13 protein-coding genes are annotated in these 19,241 nt (G+C 41.4%); 10 read left to right on the forward strand and 3 right to left on the reverse strand.

What is annotated here, in order from left to right:
- Positions 1-8: 8 nt before the first annotated feature.
- Both ACNOGP_RS04495 and ACNOGP_RS04500 read right to left on the reverse strand, forming a co-directional pair.
- A complete protein-coding gene (locus ACNOGP_RS04495) occupies positions 9-884 on the reverse strand; it encodes an endonuclease/exonuclease/phosphatase family protein (RefSeq protein ID WP_418214180.1) in 876 nt (291 codons plus the stop codon).
- 21 nt (positions 885-905) lie between these two features.
- Positions 906-4,889, reverse strand: a complete 3,984-nt coding sequence (locus ACNOGP_RS04500) for a response regulator (protein ID WP_418214181.1) — start codon at positions 4,887-4,889, stop codon at positions 906-908.
- A 156-nt stretch (positions 4,890-5,045) separates the two neighbouring features.
- Between ACNOGP_RS04500 and ACNOGP_RS04505 the strand changes: the two genes are divergently transcribed.
- The 10 genes from ACNOGP_RS04505 to ACNOGP_RS04550 all read left to right on the forward strand — a co-directional run bounded on the left by ACNOGP_RS04505 (position 5,046) and on the right by ACNOGP_RS04550 (position 18,393).
- Positions 5,046-6,092: a glycoside hydrolase family 130 protein gene (locus tag ACNOGP_RS04505; protein WP_418214182.1), complete on the forward strand. Its 1,047-nt coding sequence runs from the start codon at positions 5,046-5,048 to the stop codon at positions 6,090-6,092.
- A gap of 17 nt (positions 6,093-6,109) precedes the next feature.
- A complete protein-coding gene (locus ACNOGP_RS04510; protein WP_195532165.1) occupies positions 6,110-7,357 on the forward strand; it encodes an MFS transporter in 1,248 nt (415 codons plus the stop codon).
- A 168-nt stretch (positions 7,358-7,525) separates the two neighbouring features.
- Positions 7,526-8,686, forward strand: a complete 1,161-nt coding sequence (locus ACNOGP_RS04515; protein WP_122136005.1) for a glycoside hydrolase family 130 protein — start codon at positions 7,526-7,528, stop codon at positions 8,684-8,686.
- 8 nt (positions 8,687-8,694) lie between these two features.
- The gene (locus tag ACNOGP_RS04520) at positions 8,695-11,862 is read left to right on the forward strand and encodes a SusC/RagA family TonB-linked outer membrane protein (RefSeq protein WP_418214183.1); all 3,168 of its coding nucleotides are present in this window, start codon (positions 8,695-8,697) and stop codon (positions 11,860-11,862) included.
- A 14-nt stretch (positions 11,863-11,876) separates the two neighbouring features.
- Entirely contained in the window at positions 11,877-13,817 is a 1,941-nt protein-coding gene (locus ACNOGP_RS04525; protein ID WP_418214184.1) for a RagB/SusD family nutrient uptake outer membrane protein, read from the forward strand.
- Between the two features lie 32 nt (positions 13,818-13,849).
- On the forward strand, positions 13,850-14,578 hold the full coding sequence (locus tag ACNOGP_RS04530) for a DUF3823 domain-containing protein (protein ID WP_195532161.1): 729 nt from the start codon (positions 13,850-13,852) through the stop codon (positions 14,576-14,578).
- Between the two features lie 26 nt (positions 14,579-14,604).
- Positions 14,605-15,438 (forward strand): endonuclease/exonuclease/phosphatase family protein, encoded by an 834-nt coding sequence (locus tag ACNOGP_RS04535; RefSeq protein ID WP_186966149.1) that lies wholly within the window; start codon positions 14,605-14,607, stop codon positions 15,436-15,438.
- A gap of 17 nt (positions 15,439-15,455) precedes the next feature.
- The gene (locus ACNOGP_RS04540) at positions 15,456-16,835 is read left to right on the forward strand and encodes an SMP-30/gluconolactonase/LRE family protein (protein WP_418214185.1); all 1,380 of its coding nucleotides are present in this window, start codon (positions 15,456-15,458) and stop codon (positions 16,833-16,835) included.
- Positions 16,836-16,896: 61 nt separating this feature from the next.
- Positions 16,897-17,691: an endonuclease/exonuclease/phosphatase family protein gene (locus ACNOGP_RS04545; RefSeq protein ID WP_418214186.1), complete on the forward strand. Its 795-nt coding sequence runs from the start codon at positions 16,897-16,899 to the stop codon at positions 17,689-17,691.
- 216 nt (positions 17,692-17,907) lie between these two features.
- Positions 17,908-18,393 carry an HU family DNA-binding protein gene (locus ACNOGP_RS04550; protein WP_007762485.1) on the forward strand — a complete coding sequence of 162 codons (486 nt, stop codon included), beginning with the start codon at positions 17,908-17,910 and terminating at the stop codon, positions 18,391-18,393.
- An 84-nt stretch (positions 18,394-18,477) separates the two neighbouring features.
- On the opposite strand, the gene ACNOGP_RS04555 is transcribed toward ACNOGP_RS04550, so the two are convergent.
- Positions 18,478-19,197 carry a FadR/GntR family transcriptional regulator gene (locus tag ACNOGP_RS04555; RefSeq protein WP_007762484.1) on the reverse strand — a complete coding sequence of 240 codons (720 nt, stop codon included), beginning with the start codon at positions 19,195-19,197 and terminating at the stop codon, positions 18,478-18,480.
- Positions 19,198-19,241: the final 44 nt, after the last annotated feature.

The following is a 19,241-nucleotide window of genomic DNA, read 5'->3' on the forward strand; positions in this document are numbered from 1 at the left end:
TTTTCTAATTAGTGTTTTTTCTGAAATTTCAGAACTGCTTTTACCGGGAAATGATCCGAAGGAATATGAGATTCATACTTTCCAGTAGTTTCGTTCTTGGTGCGATAAGTATCTGTTAATACACCGTATTTCTCTACAGTAAAATTGGGGGTTACGAAGATATGGTCAATACGGTTCGGAGTATATGTATTCGGATTCCAGCCTGTACATGTCCCATTAGTCGCATATCTCATTTGAGCTACCTCGTAAGAATCTGATAATATTCCGGATTCATGAAGAACCTGATAACTTTCACTGGTTTGGTCTACATTGAAATCACCTGTCAGTATAACGGGATCTTTGCCGCACATTTCCTTAATTTTGCTAATAACCAGTTTGGCACTTTCTCGGCGGGCTACCACTCCGATATGATCCATGTGCAGATTAAAGAACCAGAATTTGAACTTATCGGTTTTGTCTTTGAATTCTCCCCACGTGCAGATGCGGGTATAAGCAGCATCCCATCCTTTATTTGGCTTTGTAGTGTCTTCCGACAACCAGAAGTTGCCGGACTTGAGTAGCTTGAATTTATCTTTCCGATAGAAAATAGGAGCATATTCTCCTTTTGTCTTGCCGTCATCCCGTCCTACACCTATGTAGTTGTACGCAGGCAGAGCGTTGAGCATGTCTTCCAGTTGATTATGTTTCACTTCCTGTGCTCCAAAAATATCGAAGTCATGGAAAGTGATTAACTGGGTAAGTACCGGGCAGCGTTGTTCCCAGCCATTTCCCGCTTTGGCATCGTTGGGATTACTGTTTCGTACGTTGTAGGAGGCTACATTTAGTTGCTGCGCATTCAGTATTGACACACCACAGAGCGTCAATACAATCAAAAGTTTTCTCATTGTCTTTTTATTGTTAAATGGTTATTTAGTATCTTTTTCTTCTGTTTGTTCGCTTCTGTATTCTTTGGGAGATGTATTGTACAATTTCGCAAACTCCCGGTAGAAATAAGACTTGTTCGAGAAGCCTGATTTATACATAATTTCGGTGACGGTGAGCTTAGTTGTTTTTAGCAGGCTAGCGGCATACTCTAAACGAATGGTACGGACAAACTCGCTTGGTGTTTTTTCAGTCAATTCTTTGAGTTTGCGGTACAATCCTGCTTTACTTACTCCTATAAAGTCTGCAAGAGAATCCGGATTTATGGATTCATCGTCGATATTATCTTCAATGAACTTGATAATCTTGTTCAGTAATAATTCATCCTCTTTGTGCATGGTGATCCCATCCCTTACAATAAGAGAGGAACGGCCGGATTTGAAATACTCTTTCATCAGAGAGTATTTATTAATCATATTCTCTACCGCACTCAACACATGTCTTGGATGGAAAGGTTTAGGGATATACAAATCTGTTCCGTGATTATAGGCATTGATCTGGTCTTCAATAGAGTTTTTGGCAGAAATATGAATAACCGGAATATGCGCTGTCCGTTCATTAGACTTCAATATATCTGTTAGTGTAATGCCATCTAGTTTGGGCATTAACACATCACTGATAATGATGTCCGGTTGCTTTTGTTCTACTTCTTTCAGCGCCTCTTCTCCATCGGCAGCTTCGCGAACCTGATAGTAGGGAAGCAGAATATCTTTCAACAGTTCCCGGATATTCTTTTCGTCTTCTACAATCAGTATGGTAATTTCTTTCTGCTTAGGAATGAAAAGCATTTCACTGATCTCTGTCTCTTCTTCTGTAGGCTGACTTTCTTTTTCGGAATTCACGTGCATAGGAGGCAGGGATACATTGAATTCTACATATTCTCCCAAAGTACTTTCTATAGTGATTTCTCCACCTAATAATTCAGTTAGGCTTTTGGTTAGGTTCAGACCCACTCCGGTACTTCCGGCGTGCTTCAGGTTACTGCTCTCGAAAATCTTAAAGCGACTGAATATTTCGCTCGTTTGCTTTTCAGTCAATCCCTTACCAGAGTTGCGTATACGGAAATGTAATGTTCCGGTAGTGGCATTCTGTCTTATTTCAGCCCGGATATATCCTCCGGACGGTGTATACTTGAAGGCGTTAGATAATAAGTTGAATATAATTTTCTCCAGTGCATTCCGGTCTGTAGTAAAAGATGACACTTCTTTACTTTTGAAACTAAAGTCTATTTTATTCTCTTCAGCAATTTCAGTATAGTTGTCTGACACATAATCAACGAGTAGCTGGATATCTACTTTCTCTGCATAGATAGCCGTATGTCCCGATTCTGCTTTCCGAAACTCCATTAGTTCGTTGATGAGTTTCTGCATCCGGTCGGCATTGTTCTTGATGATGTAGATATACCTTTTCGTATAACTGTCAAGGTCTGCTTTTTCCAGCAGATGCTGTGCCGGACCATATATCAGTGTTAGCGGAGTGAAGAACTCATGTGCCACGTTCGTAAAGAAGTTCAACTTCGATTCATGAATACGTTGTTGATTTTGCTTTTCAATATGTTCTAGTAAAATCTGGCGATTCAGTCGGATACGATTCTTGATGACGGACTGTGTTATATAAATAGCAATAGCAATTAAAATAAAATAGATAATAAAGGCAGTAGTACTTAGCCACCAGGGATAAGCGACATCCAGATGAAGAGAGTAGATCTGATTGCTCCATACACGGTCACCATTGGTACATTTTACTTCCAATTTATATTTCCCCGGAGGAAGTTTGGTGATGACGATATTGGGGTTGTTTTCGTTGTAAATCCATTCATCGGCGAAGTCAATAATCCGATAACTAAATTCGCAGTTCTCGTTGTTGATAAAGTCGTGTGCTGTGAACCCTAATGTAATGTAAGGTTCGTCATAGTCGAGCCGGAGCGTATGATTAAAAATACGCTCGTAAATGTTTTGGCTGGTATTATTAATTTTTAGACTATTCAAACTTAGAGTAGCAATATGGTCCCGTAAACGTATTTTGTTCTCATCGAAATAATTCAGCCCACTGACTCCTCCGAAATACAACCATCCTGCTTTATCCTTAAAAATCGCTCCATCGGAAAATTCATCATTTTGTAATCCGTTTCTGGAAGAATAGTTAGTAATCTTTCCCGAAGATAGATTAATAAAAGAGATACCTTGATTGGTACTTGCCCAGATATTACCGTTTTCATCTTTCAGAATACCGTGAATCGTATTGTTGGGTAGTCCGTTGTGATCCGTATATTCCATAATAGATGGCGGAATGTCTGCCGGAAATAATCGATTGAGGCCGTAACTGGTGCCTATCCAAATGCTGGCAGAATCTCCTTTGGTCAGATAGAGTATATCATTGTTGGTTAGGGATAAAGTAGAGTCTATCTCATGAATTTGTTGGAAGCATTCGGATGCGATATCGAACTTATTGATTCCGCCGCCTCGTGTGCCTAGCCAAAGTTCATTTTCATTATACCCGGCAATGACCGAATAAATGATGTTATTACTTGGTGAGGAAGGTCCGGGAGATTTATATTGTTTCATTTCTGTCACTTTATAACTTTTTCCTTCCCTTTGCAAGGTTAGTTTGATAAGTCCATAACCGGAAGTGCCCAACCATAATAGTGAGTCGTTATGAGTGAACAGAATGCTGTATACAGCTTTGAAAGTCGGATATTCAGCAGGAATGCTTAACTTCTTTACCTGACTGCTATTAAGTGGAATATAATTGATGCCCGTTCCCTCGGTTCCGATAAATATGTCTCCGGACATATTTTTTCGGATAGTATAGACAGAATTGGAAATCAATCCGTTGCCGGTTGACAGATAAGGTTCGACCTGCCGTTCCTGTTTGTCAAGCAGCAGAATTCCTTCTCCTTTGGTTCCCACGAGTATATTACCATTATCTTCTTCGCAAAAACAACGTACGGGATAATCAGTTTTTACGGTGTGGAATGGAGAACTGTGTTCATAGACTTCCAATACTCCTTGCCCGTCGGTGCCTACCCAGAGTATATTCTGCGAACCGATGTAGATGGTGAAAATGGATGCTTTCGCTGGTAATTGAGGTAATTCCATTGAAGCATTATCTTCCAGATTATACCTGATACATCCCCCTTCGATAAAGCTGATGAGAAGATACTCTTTGTGGCAGATAACTTGCGAAACCGTTTTATTTTCTGGAATATCTATGCTATTCAGTATGCGGTTGTCCAAAGAAACAGTTAATGCCCGGTCATCGTTAATGATAAGATAATCTTGAGAAAGATAAATGCCGGAAATGGAAGCAGGTTGTTTGATTTCTTTTTTGAACGAGAGTTCTGGATTAGAGCTATGGACAGATAGTTGATAATGTAATAATTGTCCATGTCCTGTGAGGAAGAATACTTGGTCTTTGGAATCAATAACGAAATTTTTGATGTCATCAGGAAGATTATTCTTCAATGGAACAAAGTCCTGTTTCCGGTCGTCAAAATAGAATAAACCTTGTTCCTTCACATAGCAGATAATGTATTTGCCGGAAGTGATACCCAGCAGGAATGATTTCTCTTGTTTGGGCGGATTGTTCTGCGTACCTAAATAATAAGGAGTAAATTGCTGTGTGGAACGTTTCCACCGGTTGACACCATAGTCGGTAGATACCCACAAGACAGAGTCATTTTGCTCGATAATTTGCCAGATTACATTATTACTGATAGATCCTGCATTTTTTTTATTATAAGAATAGGTTTTAAAGCTACGTCCGTTGTAGGCATTCAGCCCGTCCCATGTTCCTACCCAGAGAGTATGTTCCGAATCTTCCAGAAAACAATTCACTGAATTATTGGATAACCCGTCTGCATTCGAAATCTGTTTCACTACATTCTGGGAATGTAATAAAACAGGCATCAGGCATGAATAAATAAGGATGCAGATGTAGCGGAAATATGAGTGTTTTCGTAGAATCATGTCGCAAAGATAGAGAGGAAAAATAAGAAAACAAAGATAAAAATATGCTGTACAACACCTGTATACCCTTTTGAGAATATAGTACACCTTTTCCGTTGTTGTGCAGGGTAGCTTTGTCACCAGAAATAAAAACAACACATATTTAATAATCTGAAAATGGATATTGCAAAACGATTTCATCAAAACCCATTGTTGAAACCCTCCGACTTACAACCGGGAATAGAAGGTATGGAAATCACCTGTTTCCTGAATCCCGGCGTGTTCCGTTTCGACGGAAAAATTTGGTTATTACTGCGAGTGGCCGAACGGCCTGTGCAGAAACAGGGAGTTATTAGTTTTCCCGTATATAATAAAGATGGAAAAATAGAAGTGCTCTCTTTCGATGAGAATGACCCGAAACTGGATGCTTCTGATCCTCGTGTGATAGGATATGCAGGGCAGAATTATCTGACTACCATGTCTTATCTCCGACTGGTATCGAGTGAAGACGGAATTCACTTCAAGGAAGAGCCGGATTATCCTCCTATTTTTGGTAAAGGAGCATTAGAGGCTTTTGGCATTGAAGATTGCCGGGTGGCCACTACTGCCGATGGTTATTATCTTACGTTTACGGAAGTCTCTTCTGTAGCTGTTGGTGTAGGGCTGATTCATACTTATGACTGGAAAAACTATACTCGTTATGGCATGATTTTCCCTCCTCATAATAAAGATTGCGCGCTGTTTGAAGAGAAAGTGAACGGAAAATATCTTGCACTGCATCGTCCGAGTAGCCCAGAGTTGGGTGGCAACTATATTTGGCTTGCCGAATCACCCGACCGACTGTATTGGGGCAACCACTGTTGCATTGCAACTACCCGTCCTGATAGTTGGGACTGTGCCCGCGTGGGTGCAGGAGCGGCACCTATTTGTACAGAGGAAGGGTGGTTGGAAATTTATCATGGTGCGGACTATCAAAACCGTTATTGTCTGGGAGCTCTTCTACTTGATTTAAATGATCCTTCAAAGGTAATTGCCCGAAGTAAAGAACCTATCATGGAGCCTGTTGCTCCTTACGAACAAACCGGATTTTTCGGGAATGTAGTTTTCACCAACGGACATTTGGTAGAGGGAGATAAGATAACGCTTTATTATGGTGCCAGTGATGAAGTAATCTGTGGGGCAGAGTTGTCTATTGCAGAGATTCTCCGTTCATTAAAGTCGTAATATAAATAAGATAGATAATGAATAAACTAAAAAGAGAGTATCAGTTCTTCAAACAGCAAACTTCTAATGTACGGGTCTTGCTGATGACTAATCTTCTTTATGCGCTGGTGCTTCCTGTAGTTGAGATTTTCGTGGGCGCTTATGTGATGCGCCATACCAGTGAACCGGTTTCGGTGGCTTTTTATCAGCTTTTCATGTACATTGGTATCATCACTACCTCATTTGTGAATGGTTTCTTGTTACGACATGTGAGTGTGAAGATGCTGTATGCAGGAGGGATATTAGTTAGTGGATTGTCGATGTTTGCCATGATGTTGGTAAAGTCATTAGGCTTTGTGGAATTGGGTATAGCCGGATTTGTACTTGGAGCTGCATCGGGCTTCTTCTGGACCAATCGCTATCTGCTGACTCTGAATAACACGACAGATGATAGTCGTAACTACTTCTTCGGGCTGGAGTCTTTTTTCTTTTCCATTACTTCGATTACTGTACCTTTATTGATTGGAGCATTTATCAGTCAGATAGATGGCAGGGAAATAATGGGATGCCTGATTGATATTAATGGAGCCTATCGGTTGGTGACGGTTGGAGTAGTCATAGTGACCCTGTTTGCTGTAGCCGTTTTATGGCGTGGTAAGTTCGCCAATCCGGTGCAGAAGAATTTTCTGTATTTCCGGTTTTGCACACTTTGGAAAAAAATGTTGTTGCTGGCTTCCCTGAAAGGAATGGTACAGGGATTTTTGGTGACCGCTCCTGCTATTCTGGTTCTGAAGTTAGTAGGTGATGAAGGCGTATTGGGTTTAATACAGGGAATCAGTGGTACACTGACAGCTGTTTTGGTTTATGTATTGGGACGAATAACCAAACCTGAAGACCGGTCGAAGGTATTTATAGCCGGGCTACTTGTCTTTTTTATCGGTACTCTGTTCAACGGAATCTTGTTTTCAGCCACCGGAGTGATTATCTTTGTCCTCTGTAAGGTGATCTTTCAGCCATTGTTTGACTTGCCTTATTACCCTATTATGATGCAAACCATCGATGCAGTAGTAAAAATCGAAAAAAGAAATGAATATACCTATATTTTAAGCCATGAGTTCGGACTATTTCTGGGACGTGCTTTCGGACTAATACTTTTTATGGTACTCGCATTTGTCATATCACAGGATTTTGCATTGAAGTACGCATTGATCCTAGTGGGAGCTTTGCAGTTGATTGCCTATCCATTAGCCCGGAACATCATCAGACAGAATCAAGCTATTCGCTAATATTTCAAAATCGTTAAATCGTCGTTGCAAACGAATGAATTATTATGTTGTACAGCACCTATATACCCTTTTGAGAATATAGTACACTCAATTTTTGTGGAGCGAGGGTAGTTTTGCTGACAGAAAAACAAGGAACGACTGATTCGGAAAAACTAAAAAAAATGACGTATGATAAAACTAAAATCTGTAATCTATTTAATTAGTATGATGACACTTGCCGGATGCTTGGGTCAGAAGCAAACATCTGCTGTTGTTGAAGAGCAGAACGAGCATTGGATAATAGGTCCTTTCGTTCGTCCGGAAGGAGTGAATCCGGTGATTTCTCCACAACCGACTACTTTTCAATGCCCGATGCGCAAGCAGTTGGTAAAATGGGAGGAGAGTGATACTTTCAATCCGGCAGCCACCGTTAAAGATGGAAAGATTGTAGTACTCTATCGGGCAGAAGATAATTCAGCGCAAGGTATAGGAAAGAGAACATCCCGCATTGGCTATGCAGAAAGTACGGATGGAGTGACGATGAAACAATCGGATGCCCCTGTATTATTCCCTTCCGAAGACGATTATAAAGAAATAGAATGGGAAGGAGGTTGCGAAGACCCGCGTGTGGCAATGACGGAGGATGGATTATATGTAATGCTCTATACAGCTTGGAATCGTCATCTCCCCCGTTTGGCAGTTGCTACTTCCACCGACCTGAAGAACTGGACAAAGCATGGACTTGCTTTTGCAAAAGCGTATAACGGACGTTTTGCCAATATAGCGAGCAAATCTGCTTCTATTGTTACCGGGGTGAAGGATGGAAAACTTGTCATTGAGAAAGTGAATGGCAAATATTTTATGTATTGGGGGGAAAATGCCGTATGTGCAGCAACTTCCGACAACCTGACAGATTGGACACCGGTATTGAACGAGAATAATGAATTGAGAGAAATTGCCAAACCCCGCAGCGGCTATTTTGATAGTCGTTTGACAGAGTGTGGTCCTCCTGCCATAAAAACAACAGATGGTATTGTCCTACTGTATAATGGTAAGAACGGATATAAAGAAGAAAGAGATTCGGAATATCCGGCTGGAGCTTATTGTGCAGGGCAGTTTTTGTTCGATGCCGATGATCCTTATCAAGTACTGGGTCGTTTGGATAAACCATTCTTTGTGCCTGAGGCTGCTTTTGAGAAGAGTGGTCAATATAAAGACGGAACAGTATTTATAGAAGGATTGGCTTACTTCAAAAATAAACTATATCTCTATTATGGCTGCGCTGATTCGCAGGTTGCAGTAGCGATATGTGATAATAATATGGATTTAAAACTCAAAACACATAACTAATTTAATCTATGAAACATGGTTGTAAAATGAACACGGTTGTCTCAAAGTCGTTCAATGACCGGCTGAAGATAGCTACTGTTTCAGCTTTAATGGCAGGGACGTTCTTGTGTCTACCTTTCACGGTATATGCAAAAAATCCTTTGATATCAGATGTTGAACAGACGGTACGGAATATCTCGGTCAAGGGTGTGGTGGTTGATGCCAATGGAGAACCTGTTATCGGAGCTTCGGTACAGTTGAAGGGGAGTACCGGTATAGGAACGATTACTGATTTGGATGGTAAGTTCACTTTGTCAGTTCCGGCTAACGGAGTGTTGCAAATATCCTATATCGGATATAAAACGGCTGAAGTGAAAGTAAACGGACAAGCCGGATTGAAAGTAACTTTGCAGGAAGATACGGAAACGTTGGATGAAGTGGTAGTAGTAGGTTATGGTATTCAGAAGAAAGCTTCTGTGACTGGATCGGTAGCTGCCATCTCTTCGGATAAGTTGATGGAGGTAAAAGCTCCTAGTGTGACAAATATGCTTGCCGGACGTTTGCCGGGGCTGCGTGCCGTGCAACGTAGTGGTAGTCCTGGCGATGACGGAGCTTCTGTTGATATTCGCGGATATGGAAGTATGTTGGTGATTGTGGATGGTATCGAGCGTGATTATGCCCAACTAGACCCGAATGACATCGAATCAATTTCCATACTGAAGGATGCTGCCGCAGCTGTTTACGGTTTTAAAGGTTCTAATGGAGTTTTATTGGTGACTACTAAAAAAGGAACGGAGCAAAAGGCAAAGATAGAATATAATGGTTACGTAGGTTTTCAGAAAGTGACCCGCTATCCGGAAATGATGAATGCCTATGAGTATGCTTCACTTTACAATGAAGCGATTCATAATGCGAATCCGTGGCGCGGAGCTTCTGCTTACTCGCAGGAGCAGCTGGAAGCTTACCGGAACGGTACGGCAGGTACGGATTGGTGGAATGAAACCATGCGTAGCTCAGCTCCTCAAACTTCACATAACTTGAGCATGACGGGAGGTACGGAGAAGGTGAAATATTATATGTCTATCGGATATATGGATCAGGGCGGCATCATCCGTTCGGGCGACTGGAACTACCAACGTTACAATGTCCGTTCAAACCTAAGTGTAGAAGTTGCTAAAGGGGTGAACGTAGAGTTGCGTTTGAGCGGACGGTTTGATAATCGCAAGAAGCCTTATAACGGCGATAATCTGTTCCGTTCGGCACAAATGGCAATCCCGACTTATTCCATGTATGCCAATGATAATCCGGATTATTGGGGAGCGGTAGGTGATATGGCTAATCCTGTACATGTATCCAGTTCGGATGACAGCGGATATGAAGATCGTCTGCGTCGTGAATTTAACAGCTCATTGGCTATTACCTGGAAACTTCCCTGGGTGAAAGGACTGATGGCAAAAGCATTGGTTGCTTATGATTATACAAATAAGGAATGGAAAACATGGAGGAAAGATTTGTCGGAATATACTTATGATTATGCCAATGAAGAGTATATAGAGAAGGTGATTAATACCGCACATCTGGAATCGAAACTGGAAAATTATGATAAACCGACTTATCAGTTCTCAATGAACTATAATAATACGTTTGCCAAGAAGCACAATATTGGTGCTATGCTGGTATGGGAAATGTATAATGACAAAAGAAGTTGGGTGACCGGAACACGTGATTTTGCTATCGGACTCATTCCTGACTTGGATTATGGAGATAAAACCAATCAGGAAGCCTCCGGTAAAACACAGGAAACGGCACATGCCGGTCTGGTGGGGCGTTTGAATTATGATTTTTCCAATCGCTATCTTGTTGAGTTCAATTTCCGCTACGATGGAACCTATAAATTCCGTGAAGGTAATCGTTGGGGATTTTTTCCAGGTGTGTCTTTAGGGTGGCGTGTTTCCGAAGAGGCCTTTTTCAAGAAACTGTTGCCTGATATGGACAACCTGAAAATCCGTGCTTCGTATGCCAAAGTGGGAGATGAAGGAGACTTCGACGCTTTTCAATATCTGGATGGATATACATCTCATGGAAGCTATATAATGGGCAGCAACGGAGTGACTTCCGGTATGACTACGGTAGGTATGGCCAATCCGTGGCTGACCTGGTATGAATCAAAGATTATGAATATTGGCTTTGAAGCCTCTTATCATAGAGGATTGATTTCCGTAGAATTCGATTGGTTCCGTAGAAACCGTTCGGGACTTCCTGCTACTCGTGTAGGATCATTACCTACTATTTTCGGAGAATCAATGCCGCAGGAGAATCTGAATTCTGATATTAATACGGGATTTGAGATTGTAGTTGGACATAAGAACCGGATTGGTAACTTCAATTATAATGTGTCGGCTAATTTCTCTACTACCCGGATTAAGTATGATTATGTAGAGAGAGCTGCTTCTACCAATATGTATGATGATTGGCGTAATAACACGAACGGTCGTTATAAAGATATTCGTTGGGGAAAGAAAGTTATCGGACAGTTCTCCAGTTTCGAGGAAATCTTGAATTCACCGGTTCAGGATAAAGACGGTAACCGTTCATTAATGCCAGGTGATCTGAAATTTGAAGACTATAATGGGGATGGCATTATTGATGATAACGATACGCAGCCACTCGGACATGGTGCTACTCCACGTATGTATTATGGATTGAATATGTCCGGAGAATATAAAGGATTCGACCTGACGGTATTCTTTCAGGGGGCAGCAGGTCATGATATTTATGTCAGTGGGGATATTCTGGACCCATTTATCCAGCAGGGTTTGGGTAATGGACTGGCCATCATGACCGACCGTTGGCATCGGGAAGACCCGACCGATCCTTATAGTAAGTGGATTTCCGGGTATATGCCTGCCGCTCGTGTGGCGGGTGTTGCGGATAATCGTTCCGGTAATTCATGGTCACTGCACAATGCAAGTTATCTGCGTCTGAAAACATTGGAGCTAGGGTACACACTGCCTAAAGCATTGACGAAGAAAGCAGCTATCGACCGGGTACGTTTTTACATCAACTGCAACAATCTGCTGACTTTCACTAATCGTGATGGATTGATGAAGAATGTTGACCCGGAAAGCAACTCTAGCGGAGTGCGCTATTACCCGCAAATGAAGACATATAACTTTGGTGTGAATGTAACCTTCTAAAATCTATAAAGACAATGAATAGAAATTATTTGAAATATATATGGATAGCCGGAGTATCTATCCTCGGATTGACGGGATGTGATGATTACCTGAATCGTGAAAGTACCAGTGGGGTTAACACTCCGGATCTAATTTGGCAGAATCCGAAAGCAATTACAGCCGTTTTGGCGGATATGTATGATTCCGGATTAAAGCTGGATGAGTTTGATGATTGGTATGGAAGCAAGAAAGCGAATTTGGCGAATCAGACCAGTCTTTCGGATGAGGCTACGGCCAGTTATCAGAAAGAGAGTGCATTTGATAAATCAAATTCTACTTATTCTTATGGCGATTATGTATTTAATGACGATATGGTGACTCGTTATAAACAGATCCGTATCGTAAATAACTTCCTGCTGAATATCGAAAAGACTTCAGTGCTGAGTGAGGATGAAAAAGAAGAGATTGGAGCAGAAGCTCGCTTTATCCGTGCAATGCAGTATTTTGGGTTGGTGAAACGTTACGGAGGTGTGCCTTTGCAAACTATTCCTCAAGAATACACCGCCGGAAATACGCAAGCGCTGTATCAGGCTCGTGATACGGAAGCAGCTACGTATGATTTTATAATCAATGAGTGTAAAGCCATCTATGGATCATTGCCGGAAGTGCGCAACAGCGATGCCAAATATCGGGCCAATCGTGGGGCGGTATTGGCTTTGTGGTCTCGTGCAGCATTGTATGCCGGCACTATTGCCAAATACTCTAAAACACTTACCTTGACGGGGGAAGCCGTTTCCAAAGGCTATGTTTATATTCCGGAGACAGAAGCGGAGCGTTACTTTGACGAATGTTATACAGCTTCATCAAAGATTTTGGATGAGATGGTTCCTCGTGTATATAGCTTGTACAAGTCGACAAGTACGGATCCGGAAGAGCTGGCACAGAACTTTTATAATCTTTTTTCTAAGACAGTGAACGGGGATAATGGGGAGTATATTTTTCAGAAACAGTATAATGTAGCTGCCGGAAAAGGGCATATGTGGGATAAACTGAACGTTCCTTTCTCATATCGTGGTGATGGTTGGGGATGTGGTATGTCTCCGGTTCTGGAAATGGTTGAGGAATTTGAATATATCGACGGCACAGAAGGTAAACTAAAAATGAAGGATAGCGGTGGAAAGGCGATTAGCTACGACAGTCCGTATGACATCTTTAAAAATAAAGATCCTCGTTTATTAGGTTCCGTTTACTTGCCTGGTGCTGATTATAAAGGATATGGCGGTGGTAAAATAGAGTGGATGCGTGGAGTAATCAACGGACAGGATGGAATAGGAACCAAATATGAAGCTTCCGCTCAACCGGATAAGGAAAATAAGGTAGTTATCGACGAACAGACTTACAATACTTCCGGGAAAGACGGTGGTTCATTAAGTGTAGGTGACGCCAGCAAAACAGGTTTCTATCAGCGAAAGTTTTTGGACGAAAGTCTGACGGATTATACGGATATTGATGCAAAACGTTCTTCTACTCCTTGGGTTGTGTTCCGTCTGGCAGAAATCTACCTGAATCGTGCAGAGGCTTGTATGGAGTTGAATCAGCATTTGGATGTGGCTTTGAAAGATATCAATGAGATTCGTGGCAGGGCAGGTATCAAGCTGTTGACTGCCGGTGATCTGACTCTTGACAAAGTTCGCCATGAACGAAAAGTGGAACTTGCTTTTGAGAAGCATCGTTACTGGGATTTGAAACGTTGGCGTCTGGCCCATTTGGATGTCAGCAAAGGTGGCTTGACTAATTTCCGTGGTACAGCTCTTTGTCCATATTACAATGTCAAGAGTGGAAAATACACATTTGAAACTGGGGTACCTGAAAAGAGAAAACGTCTTTTCCTCGAAAAGAACTATTATACGGTTTTCCGTGCGGAAGATTTGAGTACAAATCCGTTGATGACGCAGAATCCGGGTTACGGCAACTGATATGTTCAATTATAAGTTAAAGAAAAACCGATATGAATAAAATAATAAATATAGGATTGACTGCATTATTCGCCTGTTTCATGGTAGCATGCGAAAATGACATCGACAATTATGATGCGCCGAATGGCGGTGTGCATGGCACCATTTATGACAAGGAAACGAATGAGCCGATTCCCATGCCTGTGCCGGGAAGTAGTGGGGTGATGATGAGTTTGTATGAGCAGAACACCGGAGCTACTGCTTCGGTCGATTTCCGGGCCCGGCAGGATGGGACATTTGAGCATACCAAAGTATTTAATGGTAATTACCGCATTCAGGCAAAGGACGGCCCTTTTGTTGGAGTGTGTGAGGGATATGTCACTGTGAACGGACAAACGCAGGTTGACTTATATACCATTCCATTCTCGCGTATTAGTCTTGATGTTACTGTATCCGCAGATAATAAACTGACACTTACCTATGATGCAAAGACATCGAACGAAACATTGCAACTGACAGATGTTTCCGTTATCTGGAATTATGCTCCGGGAGTAGACGTGAACAATGCTAATCATGCTACTCTTTCTTCATTGGGAACAAAGGCCAGTGGTACACATATCATTGACTTGATGAGTGATACCGAATTTATTGAGAATCACTATAAGATTGTCTCCAACAAGAATCGGGTATACGTGCGTGTTGCGGCTACGGTAACGGCGGAAAGCAAACCGTATGTGAACTATAGCCGGGTGGTGGAAGTAACTGTGAATGATATCAGATAAGGTAAACGATAAAAAAGAATGTAACAATGAAACATAAATTCTATTTATTACTGGTACTGTTGATAAGCGGTTTGTTTATCGGCTGCAGTTCGGATGATGATGGTGTAACTCCTCCTGACTATAAGGATGGAGTACTGGTAAAAGTCATGTCCTACAATATATACAGCGGCCAGAAAGTTTATTCCGGAAAGAAAGGAATGGAGGCTATTGCTCAAGTGATTAAAAAGATAAATCCGGATCTGGCTGGTTTACAGGAGTTTGAAACGAAAACCAATAAGGTGGAGAAAGCGGATATTATTGCTTTGATGAAGGAGGTGACGGGAATGCAATATGCTTTCTTCGTTAAAACCCGTGATGTGGATGGTGGAGAATACGGTAATCTGATTCTCTCAAAATATCCGATAAGCGACGAGGTGAATTATGATTTACCGAGAATAGAGACCGTGGAAGATGTTTATCCACGCTCTATGGGAGTCGTGAAAACAGAAAAAGAGGGGAAGAACTTCTATTTCGGAGTAACTCATTTGTCTCATGTCGGTAATGAAACCAACCGTATCAATCAGACCTCAACTATTCTGGAAAAAACGAAGGGGATGGATGCCCCGATGATATTGACCGGCGACTTTAATGCGTTGGCTGATTCGGGTCCGATGAAGATATTGTATGAGCGTTTTGATATTGGTTGCCTGAACGGGAACTATGGATTGACGACCGGAACTCCCGTTCCGGTAAAGGCTATTGACTTCGTGTTGTATACCCCGGATAAAGGAATGGCTCCGAAGGCTTATGATGTGTATTATGATGCTTATGTAGAATCAGACCATTTTCCGGTAGTAGCTACATTCAGTATAAACGATTAATCTAAAAAGATAGAAACATGAAAACATTGATTCATCATTTGAAACGATTTTCGATATATACACTATTGCTTGGGGCAGTAGGTTTTGCTGGTTGCGAAGATGAGAATCGGCAGGATATGACGCCTGAAATCGGAGAAGGTGAAGTTACTCCTAAGATTACGATGTATACTCCGACGACAGGTGGAAAGTCTACTAGCCTGACTTTATATGGTACTCATTTTGGTACGGACTTGGATAATATCCGAGTAACGGTCAACGGAGTAGATGCAGAGGTGACAGGTGCTTTGGGGAATATTATTACTGCCAATGTGCAGAGAGGTTCTGGCTCCGGTCCGGTGAAAATATATATCGGTCAGGGGGAAAATATTCAGGAACTGACTTATAAAACAGAATTTGAATATTCTCAGTCTCCTATTGTAAGCTCGTATATCGGCAGCTATGTTCCTGATGCCAAAACAGAGAAAAAAGAGGGTTCCTTGATGGAAGCAGTCCTTTGGAAACCAGGTTCTATAGCCTTTGATAAGGAAGGCACTTTGTATATTGTGGAAGACGATGACCGTGATATTCGTATTGCGAAAGATAATCAAGTAGCTACTTTTCTTCGTGGGGACGCAACGGGTGGAGTTGCATTTAGAATGATGAATATCGCTTTCTCACTGGATGGCAACACTTTGTTCTTGTCTAATGATGCGAATGGCTCTGGAAGCGCACATATTGCCACTATGTCATGGAGTAATGATGTGCATCAGTATGATACTGGAAGTCTTGCTGCAATATGGTCGATAACTTCGTCTTTAGGTAACGGTGTTACCAATGTGGGCGTACATCCTGTTACGGGAGAAGTTTTTTCCGTAGCTCATGGAAATGCCATGATTTACAAATATGATCCGGAGCAGAATACGATGGTGGCTACCGGACAACAACTTCCCGATGCGGACGGAAAGAATGCATCGAAAGTGAAGATCCGTTGTATCCTTTTCGATAAGGCAGGAACTACAGTGTATATGAGTTCACAGGAGAGGGATGTGATTTATAAAGGGGATTATGATATGGTGACCGGATTATTTTCTAATCTTCATATTTGGATTGGACAGTATGATAAAACAGGCTTTGTAGAAGGGCAAGGAAACGATGCCAGACTCCAAGAACCTTGTCAGATGGATTTGGATGAAGAAGGCAATATTTATGTAGCAGTCCGTAAAAAGCATCGTATCGCGAAAATTACACCTGATGGAGTAGTGACAAGTTATACAGGTACAGGTACTTCCGGTACTACGGATGGGCCATTGGATAAGGCACAGTTCAATCATCCGGAAGGAGTGCAATTCGGGCCCGACGGTGCATTGTATGTTTCAGATTATTGGAATCATAAGATTCGCAAGATAGAAAAGGATTAATAGGGTATTAGGTAAAAAAGATTGTTTTGAAGGATAACATTCACTCACTAATTGACGATATATGAATTTCAGAATATGCATTTCGTTATTTCTGGTATGCTGTCTGTTGTCCCCTGTGATGGCGCAGAGAGACAAAAATAAGCAGAAAAAAGTTATAGTAAAAGCGATGACTTACAATACTTACAGTGGGCGCAAACAAGGTATTGATAAAATAGCCGAGGTTATAAAACAGGAAGATCCGGACATTGTTTCACTTCAGGAAATAGAAAGAAATACAGAGATTAATCCCTGGAATACTCCTGAAAGATTATCGGTACTGACAGGCATGAAGTATTATTATTTTGCCCACGCACTTGATATTCCTACCGGAGGAGACTATGGAAATGTAATTCTTTCCAAGTTTCCGATTTCGGAGGAGAAAAGCTTTAAATTGAGTGTATTGAAGGAAAACGACTACGTTCGTTCGTTTGGTTATGTAAAAGTGATGAAAGAGGGCAAAGAATTTTATTTTGCTACGACACATTTGGACCATAAGTACGAAGATGCTACCCGTCTGAAACAGATTGATGAGATTCTTGCTTGTATGGAACAACTGGACAAACCAATCATTCTCGGTGGGGATTTGAACTCTCGTCGTGGTTCTGTTACCATGGCTGCTTTTCAGAAGTATTTCACAGTAAACTGTTTGAGCGACGCTGCTCCGTGGACAGTGCCCGTTCCAAGTCCGACTTATGCCTGCGACTGGCTGATTTATGCTCCGAATGAAGCCTTTACAGTAAAGGCGTACAATGCTTGTTATTGGGCCGATAAAGAATCGGATCATTATCCGGTAGTGGCTACCTATCTTATCAAATAAGACGATACTTGCCTAAAAAGATATCTGCGTTTAGGAGGATGGATATCTTTTTTTAGGCAAAAGCGAATATTTTTTTAGGCAGGTGTTCAAAGGAGTGTTTTTAGATTAACGAGTAGTTAAGGACCATTAAAGCACTTCGGTGGTTTTCCCTTGCTGTATCTTTGCATCGTGATCACAAAACAACATTTTTATCAAACAATTTAAAAACTTAAAATTATGGGATTACAGTATGCAGTAAAAGAAAGAGTCTTTAATTTCGATGAAACCAAAACTAAGAAGTATGTCGCTGCTCCGGTGAGCGATGGAGTAATTGATTTCTCGAAATTGTGTAAAAATGTATCATTGATTTGTGGCACTCATCGTGGTCAGGTCAAATTAGTCTTAGACGGTCTGCTTGATTCATTGGAAGGATATATGGATGAGGGAAAAACGGTGAAGCTAGGTGAGTTCGGTACACTTCGTCCTACGTTTAACGCTAAAAGTGGTATAGAAGCCAAGGATGTCGATAGTAGTAATATTATAGTGAGAAAAATAGTTTTTACTCCGGGAAGTCAGTTAAAAACGATGTTGAATAAGATGAGTATCTCAAAATATGTACCATTGGACGTTGTGGCAACAAATGGAGGTAATGGTGGCTCTGATTCTGGCGATGGCGGAAATTCGGACGGTAATCACGGAGAAGCTCCCGATCCGGCAGCTTAATTGAGAGACTAGCTGTTAACTTGAAAAATAATAGAGGAGGACATTTGTTCTCCTCTATTATTTTTTATTGCTTTCTTTTGCTTTTTAGATATGCCCGTATTCGAACTCCGGAATCTCTCCTTTGGTCGATAATTTGGCAAAATCAATCAGGTTGGACAAGTGGCGGAGTACCAGCTCTTTCATTCCATCTTTGTCTTTATCTTTTATCTTTTGTAACATCTCTCTGTGTTCCGCATGGACTGTTTTTTGAGGAACGGCGCAGACTTTATATTTTTGATAATATTTTAATATATCAGGAGTAATGATAAGCAAGAGTGAACTAATTACCGGGTTGTGTCCACCTTGTGCAATTGCTTGATGAAATGCAAAATCTTTCTCAACGCGTAGCTCTGTGTCAAACTTTTCCTCCAATTCGACAAGTGTTTTTTCGATATTCTCCAAATCTTCTTCTGTACGGTTAATTGCACACAATTTGCAAACTTCGATCTCCAACAGAACACGTACATATACCAAACTGGAAAAGTCATATTTGCTTATTTTCAAAGCATCGGTAATCATGGTATCCAATTGATCTTTGGAGAACTCGGAAACTACTGTTCCGCTCTGAGGATATATTTTTACAATTCCATATAACTCCATCTTTTGTAAAGCTTCACGAACATGCGAGCGGCTGACCTGCAGAAGCTCAGATAATTTCCGTTCAGACGGTAGACGTTCACCAGGCAGAATCCGGCGCTCTGCGATTTGTTTTTTTATGTGTTCAATGACAAGCTTAACTGGTTGCGAATTTACTTCGTCTTTCATAAGATATAAATATTTTAAAAGGTTTTCCTTCCTGTTTGCGGCTG

The organism is Bacteroides difficilis (assembly GCF_048319815.1).
Classification (GTDB): domain Bacteria; phylum Bacteroidota; class Bacteroidia; order Bacteroidales; family Bacteroidaceae; genus Bacteroides; species Bacteroides zhangwenhongii.

Excerpts from the sequence above, each read along its gene's own strand:
- ACNOGP_RS04495 (WP_418214180.1), bottom strand. The coding sequence starts at position 884 with ATGAGAAAACTTTTGATTGTATTGACGCTCTGTGGTGTGTCAATACTG.
- ACNOGP_RS04500 (WP_418214181.1), bottom strand. The coding sequence starts at position 4,889 with ATGATTCTACGAAAACACTCATATTTCCGCTACATCTGCATCCTTATT.
- ACNOGP_RS04505 (WP_418214182.1), top strand. The coding sequence starts at position 5,046 with ATGGATATTGCAAAACGATTTCATCAAAACCCATTGTTGAAACCCTCC.
- ACNOGP_RS04510 (WP_195532165.1), top strand. The coding sequence starts at position 6,110 with ATGAATAAACTAAAAAGAGAGTATCAGTTCTTCAAACAGCAAACTTCT.
- ACNOGP_RS04515 (WP_122136005.1), top strand. The coding sequence starts at position 7,526 with ATGATAAAACTAAAATCTGTAATCTATTTAATTAGTATGATGACACTT.
- ACNOGP_RS04520 (WP_418214183.1), top strand. The coding sequence starts at position 8,695 with ATGAAACATGGTTGTAAAATGAACACGGTTGTCTCAAAGTCGTTCAAT.
- ACNOGP_RS04525 (WP_418214184.1), top strand. The coding sequence starts at position 11,877 with ATGAATAGAAATTATTTGAAATATATATGGATAGCCGGAGTATCTATC.
- ACNOGP_RS04530 (WP_195532161.1), top strand. The coding sequence starts at position 13,850 with ATGAATAAAATAATAAATATAGGATTGACTGCATTATTCGCCTGTTTC.
- ACNOGP_RS04535 (WP_186966149.1), top strand. The coding sequence starts at position 14,605 with ATGAAACATAAATTCTATTTATTACTGGTACTGTTGATAAGCGGTTTG.
- ACNOGP_RS04540 (WP_418214185.1), top strand. The coding sequence starts at position 15,456 with ATGAAAACATTGATTCATCATTTGAAACGATTTTCGATATATACACTA.
- ACNOGP_RS04545 (WP_418214186.1), top strand. The coding sequence starts at position 16,897 with ATGAATTTCAGAATATGCATTTCGTTATTTCTGGTATGCTGTCTGTTG.
- ACNOGP_RS04550 (WP_007762485.1), top strand. The coding sequence starts at position 17,908 with ATGGGATTACAGTATGCAGTAAAAGAAAGAGTCTTTAATTTCGATGAA.
- ACNOGP_RS04555 (WP_007762484.1), bottom strand. The coding sequence starts at position 19,197 with ATGAAAGACGAAGTAAATTCGCAACCAGTTAAGCTTGTCATTGAACAC.